Below are 18,818 nucleotides of genomic sequence, written 5' to 3' on the forward strand. Positions count from 1 at the left end.
CACTGAATGATCATATGCGTGGCGGTTAACCCACGCTGTGTTCGAGACTGATTGCCAGCAATTTTTGTGCCTCAACGGCGAATTCCAGCGGGAGTTCAGAAAAAACGTCCTTACAGAAACCATTCACAATCATTGAAATGGCGTCGTCTTCACTGATACCGCGTTGCAGACAATAAAATAACTGGTCTTCACCGATCCGTGATGTGGTTGCTTCATGTTCAAGCTGCGCCGTATTGTTGCGCGCCTCCACGTAAGGGAACGTGTGCGCACCACATTCAGCACCAATCAGCATGGAGTCACACTGGGTAAAATTGCGCGCATTTGTCGCGGTGGGCATAATTTTTACCAGGCCACGATAGGTATTCTGGCTTTTCCCGGCTGAGATGCCTTTAGAGATAATGGTTGATTTGGTATTTTTGCCGATGTGAATCATCTTGGTGCCGGTATCCGCCTGCTGATGACCGCTGGTCAGCGCCACCGAGAAAAACTCGCCAATCGAATTATCACCGCGCAGGATAACGCTTGGGTATTTCCAGGTAATCGCAGATCCGGTTTCCGACTGCGTCCACGACATCTTGCTGTTCTCGCCTTCGCACAGCGCACGCTTGGTAACGAAGTTCAGGATACCGCCTTCAGATTCACCACCGGAGAACCAGTTCTGTACGGTTGAATATTTCACTTCTGCATCTTTGTGAATAATAACTTCAACCACCGCCGCGTGAAGCTGATAGCTGTCGCGCACAGGCGCAGAGCAGCCTTCGATGTAACTGACGTAGCTACCTTCATCGGCGATTAAAATAGTGCGCTCAAACTGACCCGTTTTCGCCGCATTAATACGGAAATAGGTGGAGAGTTCCATTGGGCAGCGCACGCCCTTTGGAATGTAAACGAACGTGCCGTCCGAGGCTACCGCGGAGTTGAGTGCAGCAAAAAAGTTATCGTTAGCGGGCACCACGGTGCCGAGATACTGTTTAACCAGCTCAGGGTGATCGTGAATGGCTTCGCCAAATGAGCAAAAAATAATGCCCTGCTCGGCCAGCTTACTGCGGTAAGTTGTCGAAACAGAAACGGAGTCGAAAATTGCATCGACCGCAACTTCCTGGCCTTCACGAACCGGAACACCCAATTGCTTAAAGGCGTTTTCCACTTCTTCGGTGAGGTAGTTAGGAGTCTGAACACCAGAGGTTTGTTGAGCGCCCGGTTCTGAAGCACAACTGTCATCACAGTTTCCACAGGACGGCGCGGAATAATAACTGTAGTCCTGGTAGTTCAGTGATGTGTAGTTGGCTTTTAACCAGTGCGGCTCTTCCATTTCCAGCCAGGCCGCAAAGGCTCTCAGGCGGAAATCCAGCATCCACTCCGGCTCGTTGCGCTTTGCAGAAATTGCACGCACAACGTCTTCGCTGATGCCATGTTCAAACTCTTCAGTCTGCAGCTGAGTGAAGAAACCCTCTTTGTATTTCTGGTGGTTTCCTTCCCAGACCTGCACGTCGTCTGATGTTTCAGTGTTTCGGGACATAAATTTTACTCAACGCCAAAGCTCTCACCACAGCCACAGGCGTGTTGAGCTTTAGGATTATTAAATTTGAAAATCTGATTGAGGCCTTCACGAACGAAATCAACTTCCGTTCCGTCTATGAACGGCATAGCCTGCAAAGGCACATACAGTGTTGCTCCCTGATGGGTATACACCAGATCGTCATCTGCAGGATTTTTAATTAGATCCATGGTGTAGCCGAACCCGGCACAACCCGATGTTTTCACGCCCAGTTTAAGTCCCTTTATTTCTGGATCGCTTCCAGCCAGGGAAATAATTTGCCTTGCTGCGCTGTCAGTAATCGTAAGACCTTTCCAGATGAAATCATCAGGAGAAAAAGAATCTGTCGTTGCTGATGACATAATATTACCTCGCGAGTCGATAGCCCTGCGGGCTAATGCCCCTATGTTAGTGATATTGATTGTCTCTTCAACCTCTTGTTTTGCAGGGATTAGCGGAAGAAGGTGATTTTAAGGCCTTTTAATGTCGCGCTGAACCCGTTAAAAAGGCTGAGGTATTCAAGGCATATAAAATATATGGAATTATAACACACTGAAAAATAGTAAATAAATTTTACGCAAGCAACGCTAATCGGAAATAATACTTATTTTAACTTATCAGACAACGTCACGTATCGTTATTACCAATTTATCTGAAAGGAAGCATAAATCGGTAAATTTTTATTTTCTGAGATTGAATATTGCACTGGCTAATATATGATAATGATTATCATTAATACGTATAGGTCTGCCAATGAATCTCTCCATGAGCGCCTGGCTACAGCACAAGATTGATGAATATAAGTTCTCCATCCGTGATATTGCCGTCGACTTTTATATGGCTCAGGCAAAACTTAATAAGCCAGACTGCACGCCGGAACAGCTGCGCAACTTTAACAACACCTGCCTGGATATGGCTGAACTCTGCCAGATGAACGGCGACGACCATAGCTATCTGCATGTGCTTGGTAAATTACATCATCGCCTGCTTCAGGAATTGGGTAATACCGACAGGGACCGTCTTTTTCGCATGCAGGCATGGCAGCTTGCCCGAAATTCACTGACCCGCCTCTGCCACCAGCTGGCGATGAGCTGTGAATGGGAAAAAGCCACTGCGCTACAAAGCGATTTTGTCAAACATGCTTAGTGGATTATGTAACCATCGGCAAGTTTATCAGCACGGTGTAATTGACTCAGCCACTATCACAGCCGTAGTCAGGCGAGAAGAACAGCAGAGTCGCTGCGTTGGGTCTAAGATATCGATTTGCCAGACCTGATGCCTACGTCCAAGGTGTTGTGAACGGCATACGCCCCGTACCCACCCTTCACTGACCGCTCTGACATGGTTGGCGTTCACCTCCAGACCCACAATGTAATCTTCTCCTGAAGTACACAGCCAGCCTGCGACTGACCCCAGCGTTTCCGCCAGAACCACCGATGCACCACCATGCAGCAGGCCGAAAGGCTGTCGGGTACGGTTATCCACCGGCATGGTTGCTTCAAGGCTTTCATCATTGATGGCGATAAAGCGTATTCCAAGCACTGACAGGATATTTCCCTCTCCGCTCTGGTTTAACTGTTGCAAAGACGTTTCACGCCGCCAAATTGCCATTACACCAGCTCCAGTAAAGCCTGTAAGGGGTGTCGCATACCATTGCCTTCAACGCGTTTTACCTGGCTGCGGCAGGAATAGCCCGTGGCAAGACAGCGGCGTCGCGGCAGTTTTTGCAATGCCTGATGCCACGACAGTTCATAAATCCCCAACGAGTTGGACAAATTTTTTGCTTCGTGGCCATAGGTTCCCGCCATCCCGCAACAGCCCACGCTGATATTTTCCAGTTTTGCACCAAATCGCGCAAAAATAGCCTGCCATTGTTGACCCGAAGCAGGGAGTGCCGTGGTCTCGGTACAATGCCCGAAGAGATACCAGGCTTCGCCACTTTGCTCACAACTGTTCACTGTCGTTTCAGGCAGCACCTGCTGCAACCATTCATGTACCAGCTGAACATGGAAATCGCCACGCCGATCGGCAAGAACCTCTTGGTATTCGTGGCGATAGCAAAGCACCAGGGATGGGTCAACACCAACCATCGGCAGACCCAACGCGGCTACGCGGTTAAGAAAATCTGCTGTCTTTTGAGCCGTACGGGCGAAACGCTGCAAAAAGCCTTTGATATGTTGCGGCTTGCCGTTCGGTGAAAAAGGCAGCACCAGCGGCTGATACCCCAGCTTCTCAATCAGCCTGACAAAATCAGCCACCAGCTGCGCGTCGTAATAGCTGGTAAATGGGTCCTGCACTACCAAAACATAATCCCGGCGATGGCTTACGCTAAGATGTTCGAGTTGTTCCAATGTGGTGGTTATCGCCGGTTTTCCAGCCAGCTGCTGACGAAGGCCGGGCGACGACAGCAGCGGTAAATCAACCATCCCGACGTGCTGTTTACTTAACCGACTCACCAGCGGTTGTCGCATAAAAAAGTTAAAGAATCGAGGAGCGCGTGCCATGACGGGTGCATAACTCTCCACCGAGGCGACCAGATGATCGCTCAATGGACGAAGATAGCGCGTGTGATAAAGCTGCAGAAAACGTGCGCGGAATCCGGGAACGTCGATTTTAATTGGACATTGTGTTGAACAGGCTTTACAAGCCAGACAGCCAGACATCGCTTCTTTGACTTCATGAGAGAAATCATATTCTCCACGGCGGGCATACCAGCTGTTGCGCATACGCTCAACCAGCGTGCGCAGGCTCAGTTTTTTTTCCGGTAGCCGTTTTTCCAGTTCAAGTGGGTCAACGCCCTGCTCTGCCAGCAGCCGCAGCCATTCCCGGGTCAGGGTTGCGCGGCCTTTTGGTGAATGAATGCGATTACCGCTAATTTTCATTGAAGGACACATCGGGCTGCGCACATCAAAATTGAAACATAAGCCGTTACCATTACATTCCATCGCACCGCGCCAGTTGGTCCGAACATTAACCGGAATCTGGCGATCCCAGCTGCTGCGCCTGGGAGCATCTACGCGCATCACCGGCGCATCAAGCCCAAATGGTGCACAAATCTTTCCGGGATTCAGTCGATTTTGCGGATCGAACGCCGCTTTAATCAGGCGAAGGTCGTTGTACAATTCTTCACCGAAAAAAGACGGGCTGTATTCCGCACGAAAGCCTTTACCATGTTCGCCCCACAACAATCCCCCATAGCGCTCGGTCAATGCCACCACCTCATCGGAAATTCGTTTCACCAAAATCTCCTGCTGGGGATCACACATATCCAGCGCCGGACGCACATGTAATACACCGGCATCAACGTGACCAAACATTCCGTAACTCAGGTTATGTCTGTCGAGTAGCGCACGGAACTCAACAATGTAATCGGCCAGATGTTCAGGCGGAACGCAGGTATCCTCAACAAACGGGATTGGTTTGGCTCGCCCCTTTGCATTACCGAGCAGGCCAACCGCTTTCTTACGCATGGTGTAAATCCGTTCAATTCCGCTTACGTCATCACAAAGCTGATAGCCAATCATCCCCGCTGCTTTTGACGCCATCAGCGCATCAATTTGTCCACACAGTGAGGCTACCTGACTGTCGATCAGCGCTCGGTCATCTCCGGCAAATTCAACGATATTCAGTCCCAGCATGTCCTGACCGGGCACATCAACAATCAGTTCACTCACCGAGTGCCAGACAATATCTTCCCGCGCGAGATTGAGCACCTTAGAATCTACCGTTTCAACCGACAGCGCCCTTGCTTCAACCAGAAACGGCGCGCTACGCAGCGCTGAATCAAATGAATCGTATTTGATGTTAACCAGTCGACGTACCCTGGGAATTGGCGTGATATTAAGCTTCGCTTCGGTGATAAAGGCCAGTGTTCCTTCCGAGCCGCACAGCAGACGACTCAGATCCACCTGCTGTAAATCATCACTGATGACATGGCGCAAATCGTAACCTGTCAGAAAACGATTGAGTTTGGGGAATTTATCCATTATCAGCTGGCGACGATCGCGGCAACGTTCAAGAACGGTGCGATAAATATGGCCTTCCTGATTCTGCTCATTAGCCAGCTGCTCTGCCAGCATCATGGGTACAGGCCGCGTATCCAGCATATCGCCACCGGGCAGTACCGCTCGCAGTCCAAGGACATGATCGGAGGTTTTACCATAGAACAGCGAACCCTGCCCTGACGCATCAGTGTTGATCATGCCACCGAGCGTGGCACGGTTACTGGTGGACAACTCCGGTGAGAAAAAAAAGCCGTATGGTTTAAGAAATGCGTTGAGCTGATCCTTGATTACCCCGGCCTCAACCTTTACCCATCCCTGCTCGACGTTAATATCAATAATGCGTTTCATGTGGCGCGACATATCCACCACGATGCCCTGATTCAAAGACTGCCCGTTCGTGCCCGTACCACCGCCACGCGGTGTGAAGACCAGAGTCTGAAAGCGTCCTTCTCCAGCCAGTCGGGCAATCAACATTACATCGGCGGAGGAGCGGGGAAACAGTACGGCATCCGGCAGAAGCTGATAAATACTGTTGTCGGTGGACATGGTGAGACGGTCAGCATAGCTGGTGGCGGTATCGCCGGTAAAACCTTGCTGCTGCAGCGCCTGCAAAAAATCCAACACCAGTTGAACAAGTCCTGGTGTCTGAGAAATCTGTGGGATCATTTTCGGGTGACCAAAATGTTGTGTATAACGATGACTGTCTGGAAAAAGTTTTATCATATTTTTTTATGCGCTGTCGCGATTTCAAGAATTATGCAAAAAGAATCGCGTGCCGTTTTTATGGAAAATGCGTCTAATGAGGCCTGTCTGATGGCCGGGTAACAAACGGCTGTTTTCGGGCATCACCCCGCATAACGTGTTTATCTGAGGTAATTATCGATACATGAAAAATGTTCACAACGGATGGGACCTGCTACAAATTGTCTTTTCCCTGCTTTTTATCACACTGCTGATCGTCGCCAGTTTCTGGGTCGTCCAGCCTTTTGTGCTGGGCTTTGCCTGGGCCTGTATGGTGGTGATCGCCACATGGCCACTGATGCTAAAAATTCAGGAATGGCTGTGGGGAAAGCGTTCACTGGCCGTGATTGCCATGACACTGATCCTGCTACTGCTATTTATTATTCCCATTTCTATCCTGGTAAAAAGCCTCATTGAAAACAGTGGGCCCGTGGTGGCATGGCTGACATCCAAACATCTGCAGCTGCCCGAGTTGGAATGGCTGAGAAGCATTCCGCTTATCGGTAAAAAGTTGTCTTCTGGCTATCATAAGCTGGTTCAGGGTGGTGGCAGTGCACTGCTGACCAGCATCCAGCCCTATCTTGGCAGAACCAGCGGCTTTCTTTTCGCTCAGGCAGGGCACTTCGGGCGCTTCATGATGCATCTGGCTTTGATGTTATTGTTCAGCGTGCTGCTTTTCTGGCGCGGCGAACAGGTAGGACAGGGCATCCGTCACTTCGCCTACCGTCTGGCTTCACGCCGGGGTGATGCGGCGGTTCTGCTGGCTGGACAGGCCATTCGCGCAGTGGCATTAGGGGTGGTAGTGACAGCGCTGGTACAGGGGGTTCTGGGTGGCATCGGACTTGCTATTTGTGGCATTCCTTACGCGGCGGTACTGACGGTGGTAATGATATTTTCCTGTCTGGTTCAGCTTGGCCCTCTGGTTGTACTGATTCCGGCAATTATCTGGCTGTACTGGAGCGGAGACACTACCTGGGGAACAGTACTGGTGGTATGGAGTTGCGTGGTGGGCACGTTGGATAATGTGCTGCGTCCGATGCTGATTCGTATGGGAGCGGACCTGCCATTAATTCTGATCCTTTCCGGAGTAATTGGTGGCCTTGTCGCTTTCGGCATGATCGGGCTGTTTATTGGACCGGTGGTGCTGGCAGTTTCTTACCGGCTTATTGCCGTCTGGATCCACGAGACCCCCCCGCCCGATGAAGACCCTCATGAGGTGGTCGAAGAACTGGCAGAACTTGAACGAGAAAACCAGAGATAATCACCCGCTGAGAATGCGGTCAGTATACTGGCCGCACCAGTCTGCGTGAGGTTTTTCCTGTTTTTGTTAAGTTTTTTTATATGAAGATAGGAAATATTTGCATTAAGTTAGTTTTTAACGCAAAAAATGACTGCTTATTGCACAAAAATAATGCATACAAAGCGATGTTTACATCACAAAATATTATCCAGATTGAACTAATGAGAGGATTCTTAAAGACTCCCTCTCTCTCCCCGAATAGTATGAACCCACTGTTTTATATTCAGATTGTTTGCAAAGCAAACACTGATTTCCTTGGTCAAAGTAAAGAATTGCTGTGTGTAGTCTTTGCCCATCCCATGTGATGGGCTTTTTTTTGCTGAAAAACAGTAAAAAGGTCAGCAGTACTGCTGACCTTTTCGATAATTACTCAATCATCCGTTCGCGAGTAGCTGCGCAAGACTGAGCCAAGTTTGCACAACGGTATCCGGATTGAGCGAAAGGCTGTCAATACCCTCTTCCATTAACCATGCGGCAAAGTCCTCGTGATCTGACGGTCCCTGACCACAAATGCCGACATATTTACCCTGTTTTTTCGCTGCCTTGATCGCCATAGATAACAGAGCTTTGACCGCATCGTTACGCTCATCAAACAGCTCGGAAACCACACCAGAATCGCGATCCAACCCCAGTGTCAGCTGGGTCATGTCATTTGAACCAATTGAGAAGCCGTCAAAGTACTGCAGGAACTGTTCAGCCAGCAGCGCATTCGAGGGGATTTCACACATCATAATTAACTTCAGATCGTTCTCACCGCGCCTCAATCCTTGTTGCGCCAGTTCATCCACTACGGCTTTAGCCTGTGCCACCGTACGTACAAATGGCACCATGATTTCAACGTTAGTCAGCCCCATCTCATTACGCACGCGCTTTACTGCAGCGCACTCCAGCGCAAAGCAATCACGGAAGCTTTCCGCAACGTAGCGCCCGGCACCACGAAAGCCCAGCATGGGGTTTTCTTCTTCCGGTTCGTAACGATCGCCCCCAACCAGATTGGCATACTCATTCGTTTTGAAATCGGAGAGACGGACAATCACTCGCTTCGGTGCAAATGCCGCCCCTAACGTCGCAATCCCTTCGGTCAGACGGGCGACATAGAATTCGACCGGGTCGTCAAACCCTTTCATCATTGAACGGATGGTCTGCTGTAATTCCGGTGTCTGGCTGTTAAATTCAAGAAGGGCTTTAGGATGAACACCTATCATTCGGTTAATGATAAACTCCAGACGCGCCAGCCCCACGCCCTCGTTAGGCAAACAGGCGAAATCAAATGCCCGATCAGGATTACCGACGTTCATCATGATTTTGAGCGGCAGGGACGGCATCTCATCGACCTGTGAACTTTTCACCTCAAAATCCAGCAAATCGTCATACACATAGCCGGTATCCCCCTCCGCACAAGAAACAGTCACTTTATGTCCTTCCCGAATCTTCGCGATAGCATCACCACAGCCAACGACCGCAGGTATGCCCAGTTCGCGAGCGATAATCGCTGCATGGCAGGTTCGTCCCCCACGGTTGGTTACGATAGCCGCCGCCTTCTTCATGATCGGCTCCCAGTCAGGGTCGGTCATATCGGTGACCAGCACATCCCCTTTTTCAATGCGATTCATTTCGCTGATATCGTGAATGACTTTGACTGTGCCAGAGCCGATGCGATGGCCGATAGCACGACCTTCCACCACCACTTTTCCCTGTCCCTGTAATGTATAACGCTCCATCACCTGGCCATTGGACCGCACCGTTTCCGGGCGGGCCTGCACGATAAACAATTTTCCGGTGTGCCCGTCTTTTGCCCATTCAATATCCATCGGGCGCTGGTAATGTTTTTCAATCTGTATAGCCTGTGCCGCCAGCGCTTCCACTTCTTTATCGCTCAAACAGAAGTGATCACGATCGGCATCCGGCACCTCTTCTGTTCTTACCTGCTCACCATGCTGCTGTGAATCGCCATAAACCATGCGGATTTTTTTCGATCCCATGTTACGCCGGACGATGGCCGGTCTGCTCGCCGCGAGGGTAGGTTTGTGCACATAGAACTCGTCCGGGTTAACCGCCCCCTGTACCACCATTTCACCCAGGCCATAAGCCGCTGTAATAAACACCACCTGATCAAAACCCGATTCGGTATCAATGGTGAACATTACCCCGGCTGCCCCCACGTCCGAACGCACCATACGCTGAACGCCGGCTGATAACGCCACGCCGCGGTGGTCATAGCCCTGATGCACGCGGTACGAAATTGCCCGGTCATTAAACAAAGAGGCAAAAACATGTTTAACCGCCACCAGCACGGCTTCAAAGCCCTGCACGTTCAAAAAGGTTTCCTGCTGTCCGGCAAAAGAAGCATCAGGCATATCTTCCGCAGTAGCGGAGGAACGTACGGCAAAGGATGCTTCTGCATCATCGGCCGAAAGCTGTTGACAGGCATCACGAATTGCCCGCTCCAGCTCAGGCTGAAATGGTGTATCCACAATCCACTGGCGAATCTGTTTACCGGCTTTTGCCAGCTGATCAACATCATCAATATTGGTGGTATCAAGCAGCGCATGAATGCGCCGATTTACACCGCTTTGATCGAGAAACTGGTTAAATGCCTCTGACGTGGTGGCGAAGCCGTTAGGTACAGTCACCCCCAACGAAGACATATTTGTGATCATTTCACCAAGAGAAGCATTTTTACCTCCCACCCGATCAACATCATTCATGCCAAGCTGGTTATACCAGAGCACAAGCGGCAGGTCGCCTTTACTGGACATTGATTCAATCCTTTTAAGATGTAATTAACAAGATGAGGACAGAGTAACGCTCACTGAGCCTGGCACATCCGGTGAATGACAGAAACTGTTGAATCGTTCAAGCACGGCAAAAAAACATTTTAAGAAAACTTCGCGCCCTCAAAGTTTACATTACAATAAATTAAATATATAAATTATTGTTTTATATAATAATTTAAATTTCGACAACCTTTCCGTAAAATGCATTATCAGAATGGTATTCTTAATTAGGGATGTTTTTATGAATAAATAATAAAAACATTATTTCATTTCTTTCCCGAAGACATTTGTCTGCATGTTTAAAAAATTAATTACAGCGACAGCGTTATTATTCCTGAACTACTGGGTCGTGACGCAGACTTGCTGATAACGTATGCTTTGCGCTTTGGATGTAATATATGGCTAAAGTTGATGTCGTCTGCCCTCAGTGCAATGAAACTCATGCTGTACGATGTAACGGACATTCAGCATCCGGTGCCCAACGTTACATCTGCAAGCATTGTTCAAAGACCTTTCTGCTCAACTTTAGCTACTCCGGTGCCAAACCAGACACACACCAGACCATTGTTAATATGGCCATGAATGGTTACGGATGTCGCGATACCGCACGGGTTCTCGGTATCAGCCTCAATACGGTTCTGCGGCACGTAAAAAAATTTCGCCAAAGCAGGTAGCTGAGAATATCGACCCCGAAACGGAGGTTGTTATCTGCTGTAAAGCCGGTGAACAATGGTCTTACGTGCGGTGTAAAAGCAATCCCCGGTGGTTGTTCTATGCTTATGACCGTATCCGCAAACGTGCTCTGGCCCACGTCTTCGGCCCGAGAAATGCCCCGACCCTGCGACGATTGCTGGCTCTGTTAAGCAAATTTAACATTGCCTTTTATATGACAGATGCCTGGCCGGTTTATAAAGTTCGGTTAAATGCAACAGGCCACGTGGTGAGCAAGAAATATACCCAACGGACAGAACGACATAATCTTAATCTTCGCACACATATCAAACGACTGACCCGCAGAACAATTTGCTTTTCTAAGTCAGAGGAAATGCACGATAAGATCATCGGTTGGTATCTTACTCTTCATCATTATCAATAAATCTGCGTCACGACCAACTACTGGCTGAATATTTGCTTTGTCAGCACAAAGTCATTTAGTCTGCTGTCATCTCTTGTCTGGAGAACCTTATCCGTGAACAGCGAAAGAAGCGTTTTTTATATTTCAGACGGTACTGCAATCACTGCAGAAGTGCTGGGGCATGCCGTTCTCTCACAGTTTCCGGTCAACGTGAACAGCGTCACACTCCCTTTTGTGGAAAATATCCCGCGGGCACAGGGTGTCAAAGCCCAAATTAACACCCTGTATCAACAAAGTAGGGTACGCCCGCTGGTGTTTTTCTCTATTGTCGTGCCGGAAATACGCGACATCATCCTGCAAAGCGAGGGCTTTTGTCAGGATATCGTGCAGTCACTGGTGGCTCCCCTGCAGCAGGAGCTGGGCATCGAACCCGCGCCGGTCGCTAATCGCACCCACGGACTGACCGCCGGTAATCTCGGCAAATACGATGCGCGTATTGCCGCGATCGATTATACGCTGGCCCACGACGATGGTATTTCATTACGCGGACTGGAAGAGTCGCAGGTCATTCTTCTTGGCGTATCCCGCTGTGGAAAAACCCCCACCAGCCTTTACCTGGCCATGCAGTTTGGCATCCGCACGGCAAACTATCCTTTCATTGCCGATGACATGGATAACCTGAAATTGCCGCCAGCTCTGAAACCCTTCCAGCACAAATTGTTCGGGCTGACCATCGACCCGGAACGTCTGGCAGCGATCAGACAGGAACGCGCAGAAAACACCCGCTATGCCTCGCTCCGCCAGTGTCGCCTTGAAGTGGGTGAAGTGGAAGCCCTGTTTCGCACCCACCAGATCCGTTATCTGAACAGCACCAATTACTCAGTGGAAGAAATTGCCACTAAAATTCTCGACATCATGAACCTGAGCCGCCGGATGTACTAAACAGAGGCGCACAGTGCTTCAGAGCCGGTCGCTTTTTTCCTGCGACTGGGTGAAGGTGCTTTACGTTTGAAATCAGTGCTGATTGGTTTATTGTTGTCGCCATCACTTCCCGGCACTCCTGCCGCTTGGAAGAAACCCTTTCAGAGTGAACCATGCATAAAACAGATGAACTGCGGACCGCGCGCATCGCCAGCCTGATTACGCCCGATGAGCTGGCACAGCGCTACCCCATTACCCCGGAAATCGCCTCAGGCGTGACCGAATCCCGTCAGAGAATTGCCCGTATTCTTTCGGGTGAAGATCGCCGCCTGCTGGTTATTGCAGGTCCGTGCTCACTGCACTGTCCACAGGCAGCCATTGAATATGCACGTAAACTAAGCCACCTGCGGCAAAAACATCGGGCGCAGCTGGAAATTGTAATGCGTGCCTACTTTGAGAAACCCCGCACTGTTGTCGGCTGGAAGGGGCTTATCTCCGATCCGGATCTGAACGGCACCTGTCGGATAAACCAGGGACTGGCCACTGCCCGTAAACTGCTGTTGGATATCAATGCGCTCGGTATGCCCACCGCGACAGAGTTTCTCGACATGGTAGTTGGACAGTTTATTGCCGACCTGATCGGCTGGGGGGCGATTGGCGCGCGCACTACTGAAAGTCAGATCCACCGGGAAATGGCTTCCGCACTTTCCTGTCCGGTGGGCTTCAAGAACGGCACGGATGGTAATGTGCAGATCGCCGTTGATGCCATACGTGCTGCCCGCGCCAGCCATCTGTTTCTCTCGCCGGATAAGCACGGGCAGATGACCATTTATCAGACCAGCGGCAATCCATCAGGCCATGTGATTATGCGTGGAGGCAAACAGCCTAATTATCACCCCGATGATATTGCCGCCGCCGCCGCATGCCTGCGGCAGTTCAGACTACCGGAAAGACTGGTGATCGACTTCAGTCATGGTAACTGTCTAAAACAGTATCACCGGCAAAAGGACGTGGCGCAATCCGTTGCGGCACAAATTCGCGGCGGTTCTCAGGCTATTGCAGGCGTAATGATTGAAAGCTTTTTGCAGGAAGGAACGCAGAAAGTTGAAGCGGGCAAGCCACTGGTTTATGGTCAGTCAATCACCGATCCCTGTCTGGGCTGGGAAGATAGTGAAGAAGTTATCTCGCTGCTGGCTGACTCAGTGAAAGTCAGGGGCTGACGACTGCGTTCATGCATTTACCGGTCAGGCCGCTATAGCCAGACCGGTCAGGTGACAGGGTGATCAAACCCTGAATGTTGCTACCACGCTGCGAAGCGCATGTGCCTGTTCCGATAGCGATTGTGATGCGGAAGACGATTCTTCAACCAGTGCAGCGTTGTTTTGTGTCACACCATCCATCTGACTGACCGCAATACTGACCTGGGAAATACCCTGCATCTGCTCGGAAGAAGCCAGTGAAATATTATCCATGGCGTCCGCCAGCTCCCCAACCATACCTACCACGGTGAGAATACTTTGACAGGTTCCACTCGCCACCGTCACGCCATTACCCACCTGGTCGACCGTCTGTTCAATCAATGCCTTGATTTCTTTTGCCGCCGTGGCGCTACGCTGGGCCAGCGTTCTGACCTCGCCAGCAACGACCGCGAAGCCACGACCGCCCTCACCCGCACGCGCGGCTTCCACCGCCGCATTGAGGGCCAGGATATTCGTCTGAAAGGCAATGCTTTCAATCACACCAGTAATATCGCGGATTTTTTTAGCACTGTGCGAAATATCATGCATGGTGTCTGACATCCGGTGCACGTCAGCCTCGCCCGCCTGTGCCAACGCCGCCGTCTCACGCGCCGTTCTGGCTGTCTCATGGGCACCCGCAGTATTACTTTTCACGGTTGCAGTAAGCTGCTCCATGCTGGCAGCGGTTTCCTGCAGCGCTGCAGCCTGCTGTTCGGTACGCGACGATAATTCGGTATTACCCTGCGCAATTTCGTCCGCGGCCAACGCTACGTTAGATGAAGTATCTTTAATCTGGGAAACCAGTTCACGCAGTCTGGACTGCATAACCCCCAGCGACGCCAACAGGCTGTCCCGGTCATTTTTTCGCAGTGTTAATGGCGAGTTCAGATCACCCTCTGCAATAGCCGCCGCCAGTGCCTGCGCCTGAGCAGGCTCCCCACCAAGCTGACGCATCAGCAACCGCACAATCAGCACACCGGTTGCCACGGAAAGTAGTATCGACGTGGCAGCCAGAATAATCAGAATGATCGAAGAACGGCCAATTGAGCGACTGTTGTTTTCCAGGGCCTCCTGACTGTTTTGCATCAGCATATTGGTCATCTCATCAATTGCGTCCAGCAGGGCAAATTGTACCGTTCGGACCGTCGTCAATAAAAAGTCCGTCGCCTCTTTCTGGCGATTTTGTAAGCCTAGCTGGCCAGCCTGCTCCATCACGCCCAACACTTTTGACTCGTTTTCAATGACTTTAGCAAAAGTTACACGACCAGCGCCATCCGGCTCTTTCTGCACCATTTCAGCCAGTGATTCACGGTTGCTGATATACTGTGCTTTCATTGCGGTCAGACGCTGCCATTCCTGCTGCATTCTGTGCGGATCGGTAATCAGTATAATGTTTCTCACCACAACGGACATATCTCTCAGTCCGCCTCGCATGTTCAGTACCAGCTGGTATTTCCTCATTTTTACGTTCAGCGCATCATCCATTCCCTTGCGGGCATCGGTGAATGCTGTTAGTGCAACCAGAGTGCAGATAATAAACAGCATAATAAGCAGGCCGAAACCGATCGTCAGACGTGTTGATATTTTCATTGGTGGTCCCTGTAAATGTGTGTGAATGAGAAGTTATCGGCAGAAGATGAAAACAGATAAGGAATAATTGGCGTGCAGTGAGCGATTTGCAAAACGGTGAGTTTGCTCACCCAATTGTTCGCAACAATTTGAGAGAGTAACATGCCGTGCCGACATCCTTAAGATACCCTCCGGCAATGAAACACCCTGTCGCAGATACGCACGGCTTGACGTACCGCATCGGTCAGCCGCTGGATGCCGGAACCTGTTTTTTACTGGCACACCACCATAAAACTAATGCCGCAAGCGCAATCGCACCCATCACCATAAATGCCCTGCTCCAGCCATAATGGGTGGCGATAACGCCCGCCAGCGCCGGGCTGAATGCCGCACCCACACCTTGTAATAGCATGACAAAGGCCTGTCCAGCATTGGTATGCCCGCTCCCACTTAAGAGCTGGACGATATAGCCGGGAATAGCCACGCCCAGAATACCGGCAGCGACACCGTCCAGCACCTGCACAGGCAGAAGGATCAGCGGTGCCGCCGAGCCAGAGGCCAGTACGGCTCGTAACGGTAACACCATCAAGGCCAGCATAATCAGCCGACGGTAACCGAATTTACCGGCGTTGGACGCAGTCAACAAGGCAACCGGGATCATCACACATTGTGAAATCACAACTGTTGCGGCCGCATAAACGCCGGGGGGAATACCCTGGAGTGGCGCAAGTGCTGCTGCACGCATGCTTAATAACGGCAGTAAAGCCGCATTCGCCAGATGAAACAGCAACAGGGTGATACCCACCACCACCAACGCGGTATTACGCCGCAGCGCCCCTAATGGCAGAATCGGTGCAGAAGGCGCTGCGCTATCCAGCCCTCTGGCTGCGTGATTGTCGATGTCATCATGCCGAACCAACAACACGCTAAACGCCGTCAGAAGTGCCATGCAGGTCATCAAAACAAAAACCGAACCCGTTCCCCAGTACCAGGTAGCCACTCCCGCAATCACCGCAGCACTAAGATTTCCTGCATGGTTAAACGCTTCATTTTTGCCCATCTGTCGGTTAAACCCCGACCGCCCGGTCAGACCCAGCGTTATCCCCGCAACAACAGGCGCAATGCAAGCAGCAGAGATCCCGGTGACAATCTGTGACAGGGTTGTCGTTATCGTTTGCGGATAAAACCAGAGCAGGAGTGTGGCACCTGTTATCATCATACATCCACTAAACAGCCACAGACGTTTGCGCGATGTTGCATCGGTCAGCATCCCGGCAGGCAACGTGGCAGCCAGTCCTGCTAATCCACCAGCCGTCATAACAAAACCAATATCATCGGCTTTCCAGTGATGCTCAGTCAGAAAAATTCCCAGAAACGGCCCCAGTCCATCTCTTACATCAGCCAGAAAAAAGTTGACCAGGCACAGAGCCTGAAGTGAGCGAATCGGCATGTTATCTCCTCAGCAGTAAAGTTTATGATAGCTGGTGGTCGTCCGGTCGTTGGCTATGGAGCCTGTAGTGTAAAAATCCACTGCGGGAGTGGACTTTCATCCTCATCGCAATAAACGAAGAGGGAAATGCCACATACAGACCCTTTCATTTCGCTGCAAGCAGCCTGTCACGCTTTGGCACGGCTTATCCCGCCTCTGTACCCATATTCAGAAACGGCATTTCTGGCGTTCTGTTTTAAGTGTGCTGCGCGGGAGAAACGCTATGCTTCCGGGGTTTTAATCAGGCGGTAAATTTACCCGATCAACTAATCTGATTTAAGTATTGATTGTCATTGCTTTAAATAAAGTTAACCCTTTCTTCCAGCGATGGTAATTTATGTGAAAGCGATTGCCGATCGAAAAAAAAGTTGACGGTTGAATCACTTCAGTCACCTTTCAATGGCAATGAAATAGCATCATTACCCCAACGCTGCGTATCGTCTGCTAAATGGTTATTTGTCTTGTTTTTCAGATTACTCACCTTCTATTTTATATATTCGATGATTTTCTATTGGTAAATTATTATTTTCCCCTGTTCCAGACGTAGTGTGATTGTCAGGGATTTATTTAACTGATAAGCATTCTAATTTAATCAGAACAATGTCATGTCGAGGATTCAGATTGAACTGCCCGATAGAAGGAATATTTGAGTTAAATAATGATATCCGTTTTAAACGAATATCATTGTTTTTTAATCACGGCCAATTCTGTCCGCCAGAGACGCTTTTAAACGATTAAAATACACCAGCGTGTCCATACAAATGGCCATCAGCAGGCCATTGCAGGTCTGTGCGGCAGCAGATGATTCTCAGGTAAAGTGAAACGGCGGATGACGCTACCAAGTGATTCGGTTTGCCCACTCAGGCTACCTGCTGAAACAGAAACTTCCTGAACTAGCGCGGCATTTTGCTGGGTAACACGGTCAAGTTCTGCCACGGCCAGTGTGACTATGGAAATTCCATTGCTTTGCTCCTCTGACGCCATCGCTATCTGCCCAATCAGCTCCTTCACCCCGCTTACACCGCGCAGCACGTCATCCATAATCGCCCCGGCGTTCCCGGCAGCGTTTCGCCCATGATCAACCCGGGATACCGTATCAGCAATCAGTTGCTCAATTTCTTTTGCCGCCGCTGCGCCAGTGAACGAATCTCACTGGCGACAACGGCAAACCCGCGGCCCTGATCGCCAGCACGAGCGGCTTCCACCGCCGCATTCAGCGCCAGAATATTGGTTTGGAATGCAATGCCGTTAATCGTGGAGGTGAACTGACGGATTTTTTCTGAACCTTCAGCAATACCGGCTATTGCATCGCCAACGGTTTTGACCAGCTGCTCTCCCTTATGGGTACTGTCTGCCGTTTGCTCGGCAAGTTGTCGGGCATCGCGCGCATTACCTGCATTATGGCTCACGGTGACGGTGAGTTCTTCCATGCTGGCAGCCCTTTGTTCCAGTGCTGCAGCCTGTGTTGCCGTGCGTTCAGACAAATCGGCGTTACCTGCAGCGATGCCTCCGGCCTCGCGGTTCAGTAATGTAGCGTTATCGCGTATCGCCTGAACGATATCGAGCAGGCTGTGCTGCATTTCCCTGACCAGTGGAACCAGTCGCCCCACGCAGTTACGCCCCAGATCCTCCGGCTCCTTTGTCAAATCACCGCTGGTGATAACGCGAAGATGGGCGCGGATCTTGCCAACCGGCCTGACAAGATGCACAACCAGATAGTGATCGCAGAAAATTAAGAGAATAGCGGCCGCAATCAGCGCTGAAATAAAAATGAAATAAAGACGATGCCGTTCAACATTTACGCTGGCATTATCACGGCCAGTCTGTTCCTGTAACGAATTCAGTCGCTCTTTCACGGCGTTTATATAGATGATTTGCGGTGCGGTAAGAGCAATACGATAATTGTCCCACGCCGCATCAGCGGGAACGGCTGCCTGCAAAGCAGCAATTTCAGCCTGGTTGCCATTGCCTTTTATCGTGCTGGCCTGTGCCAGAAAAGCCAGCTGTTGGGTAATTTTCTGAGTCTGGTCAATATGATTATACATATTGCGTAGCACAAGTGAGCTGTATCCACCGGCAAGTGCGACTATGGTAAAAGAAATGATCATTATCCAGAGTACAACCCGGCGAATAGTAAAATGTCGAAGTAATTGCATTATATGTTCCT

Annotated in this window: 12 protein-coding genes, 1 other RNA gene and 1 pseudogene; 6 read left to right on the forward strand and 8 right to left on the reverse strand. The window is 50.4% G+C overall.

All coding sequences use genetic code 11. The features are described from left to right. Window positions 1-25 precede the first annotated feature (25 nt). Together sufB and sufA are read right to left on the reverse strand one after the other, a co-directional pair. On the reverse strand, window positions 26-1,519 hold the full coding sequence (gene sufB / locus LU633_RS14200) for a Fe-S cluster assembly protein SufB (RefSeq protein WP_016169832.1): 1,494 nt from the start codon (window positions 1,517-1,519) through the stop codon (window positions 26-28). A 5-nt stretch (window positions 1,520-1,524) separates the two neighbouring features. Further along, window positions 1,525-1,899, reverse strand: coding sequence for a Fe-S cluster assembly scaffold SufA (gene sufA, locus LU633_RS14205; RefSeq protein WP_016169833.1), 375 nt, complete (start codon window positions 1,897-1,899; stop codon window positions 1,525-1,527). Window positions 1,900-2,290: 391 nt separating this feature from the next. On the opposite strand from sufA, the gene LU633_RS14210 reads away from it, so the two are divergent. Further along, window positions 2,291-2,683: a hypothetical protein gene (locus LU633_RS14210; protein ID WP_016169834.1), complete on the forward strand. Its 393-nt coding sequence runs from the start codon at window positions 2,291-2,293 to the stop codon at window positions 2,681-2,683. A 27-nt stretch (window positions 2,684-2,710) separates the two neighbouring features. On the opposite strand, the gene LU633_RS14215 is transcribed toward LU633_RS14210, so the two are convergent. Then, complete coding sequence (locus LU633_RS14215) at window positions 2,711-3,148, reverse strand: hotdog fold thioesterase (RefSeq protein WP_016169835.1); 438 nt, start codon at window positions 3,146-3,148, stop codon at window positions 2,711-2,713. Beyond that, a complete protein-coding gene (gene ydiJ / locus LU633_RS14220) occupies window positions 3,148-6,207 on the reverse strand; it encodes a D-2-hydroxyglutarate dehydrogenase YdiJ (RefSeq protein ID WP_016169836.1) in 3,060 nt (1,019 codons plus the stop codon). The genes LU633_RS14215 and ydiJ overlap by 1 nt, the downstream gene beginning before the upstream one ends. A 220-nt stretch (window positions 6,208-6,427) precedes the next feature. Between ydiJ and ydiK the strand changes: the two genes are divergently transcribed. Both ydiK and rprA read left to right on the forward strand, forming a co-directional pair. Beyond that, entirely contained in the window at window positions 6,428-7,543 is a 1,116-nt protein-coding gene (gene ydiK, locus LU633_RS14225; RefSeq protein ID WP_016169837.1) for an AI-2E family transporter YdiK, read from the forward strand. A gap of 250 nt (window positions 7,544-7,793) precedes the next feature. After that, window positions 7,794-7,902: antisense sRNA RprA (gene rprA / locus LU633_RS14230), an RNA gene on the forward strand. Window positions 7,903-7,956: 54 nt separating this feature from the next. Here rprA and ppsA read toward each other — a convergent pair. Further along, window positions 7,957-10,341, reverse strand: coding sequence for a phosphoenolpyruvate synthase (gene ppsA / locus LU633_RS14235; RefSeq protein WP_016169838.1), 2,385 nt, complete (start codon window positions 10,339-10,341; stop codon window positions 7,957-7,959). A 416-nt stretch (window positions 10,342-10,757) separates the two neighbouring features. On the opposite strand from ppsA, the gene LU633_RS14240 reads away from it, so the two are divergent. The 3 genes from LU633_RS14240 to LU633_RS14250 all read left to right on the forward strand — a co-directional run bounded on the left by LU633_RS14240 (window position 10,758) and on the right by LU633_RS14250 (window position 13,575). Then, window positions 10,758-11,455, forward strand: a protein-coding gene (locus tag LU633_RS14240; protein ID WP_233481922.1) for an IS1 family transposase whose coding sequence is annotated in 2 segments (ribosomal slippage) — window positions 10,758-11,007 and window positions 11,007-11,455 — 699 coding nt in all. Because the reading frame shifts where the segments join, the coding sequence is not laid out codon by codon here. 93 nt (window positions 11,456-11,548) lie between these two features. After that, the gene (gene ppsR / locus LU633_RS14245) at window positions 11,549-12,376 is read left to right on the forward strand and encodes a posphoenolpyruvate synthetase regulatory kinase/phosphorylase PpsR (protein ID WP_016169839.1); all 828 of its coding nucleotides are present in this window, start codon (window positions 11,549-11,551) and stop codon (window positions 12,374-12,376) included. A gap of 152 nt (window positions 12,377-12,528) precedes the next feature. After that, a complete protein-coding gene (locus tag LU633_RS14250; protein WP_016169840.1) occupies window positions 12,529-13,575 on the forward strand; it encodes a 3-deoxy-7-phosphoheptulonate synthase in 1,047 nt (348 codons plus the stop codon). Between the two features lie 63 nt (window positions 13,576-13,638). On the opposite strand, the gene LU633_RS14255 is transcribed toward LU633_RS14250, so the two are convergent. The 3 genes and pseudogenes from LU633_RS14255 to LU633_RS14265 form a co-directional block, all read right to left on the reverse strand. Then, complete coding sequence (locus LU633_RS14255) at window positions 13,639-15,183, reverse strand: methyl-accepting chemotaxis protein (RefSeq protein ID WP_016169841.1); 1,545 nt, start codon at window positions 15,181-15,183, stop codon at window positions 13,639-13,641. 223 nt (window positions 15,184-15,406) lie between these two features. Next, entirely contained in the window at window positions 15,407-16,612 is a 1,206-nt protein-coding gene (locus LU633_RS14260; protein WP_016169842.1) for an MFS transporter, read from the reverse strand. Window positions 16,613-17,419: 807 nt separating this feature from the next. Beyond that, window positions 17,420-18,807 (reverse strand): annotated as a pseudogene (locus LU633_RS14265) (methyl-accepting chemotaxis protein). Window positions 18,808-18,818: the final 11 nt, after the last annotated feature.

This window comes from Erwinia tracheiphila (assembly GCF_021365465.1).
Taxonomy (GTDB): Bacteria; Pseudomonadota; Gammaproteobacteria; order Enterobacterales; family Enterobacteriaceae; genus Erwinia; species Erwinia tracheiphila.

Excerpts from the sequence above, each read along its gene's own strand:
- LU633_RS14210 (WP_016169834.1), top strand. The coding sequence starts at position 2,291 with ATGAATCTCTCCATGAGCGCCTGGCTACAGCACAAGATTGATGAATAT.
- LU633_RS14250 (WP_016169840.1), top strand. The coding sequence starts at position 12,529 with ATGCATAAAACAGATGAACTGCGGACCGCGCGCATCGCCAGCCTGATT.
- sufB (WP_016169832.1), bottom strand. The coding sequence starts at position 1,519 with ATGTCCCGAAACACTGAAACATCAGACGACGTGCAGGTCTGGGAAGGA.
- LU633_RS14215 (WP_016169835.1), bottom strand. The coding sequence starts at position 3,148 with ATGGCAATTTGGCGGCGTGAAACGTCTTTGCAACAGTTAAACCAGAGC.
- sufA (WP_016169833.1), bottom strand. The coding sequence starts at position 1,899 with ATGTCATCAGCAACGACAGATTCTTTTTCTCCTGATGATTTCATCTGG.
- ppsA (WP_016169838.1), bottom strand. The coding sequence starts at position 10,341 with ATGTCCAGTAAAGGCGACCTGCCGCTTGTGCTCTGGTATAACCAGCTT.
- LU633_RS14260 (WP_016169842.1), bottom strand. The coding sequence starts at position 16,612 with ATGCCGATTCGCTCACTTCAGGCTCTGTGCCTGGTCAACTTTTTTCTG.
- LU633_RS14255 (WP_016169841.1), bottom strand. The coding sequence starts at position 15,183 with ATGAAAATATCAACACGTCTGACGATCGGTTTCGGCCTGCTTATTATG.
- ydiK (WP_016169837.1), top strand. The coding sequence starts at position 6,428 with ATGAAAAATGTTCACAACGGATGGGACCTGCTACAAATTGTCTTTTCC.
- ydiJ (WP_016169836.1), bottom strand. The coding sequence starts at position 6,207 with ATGATCCCACAGATTTCTCAGACACCAGGACTTGTTCAACTGGTGTTG.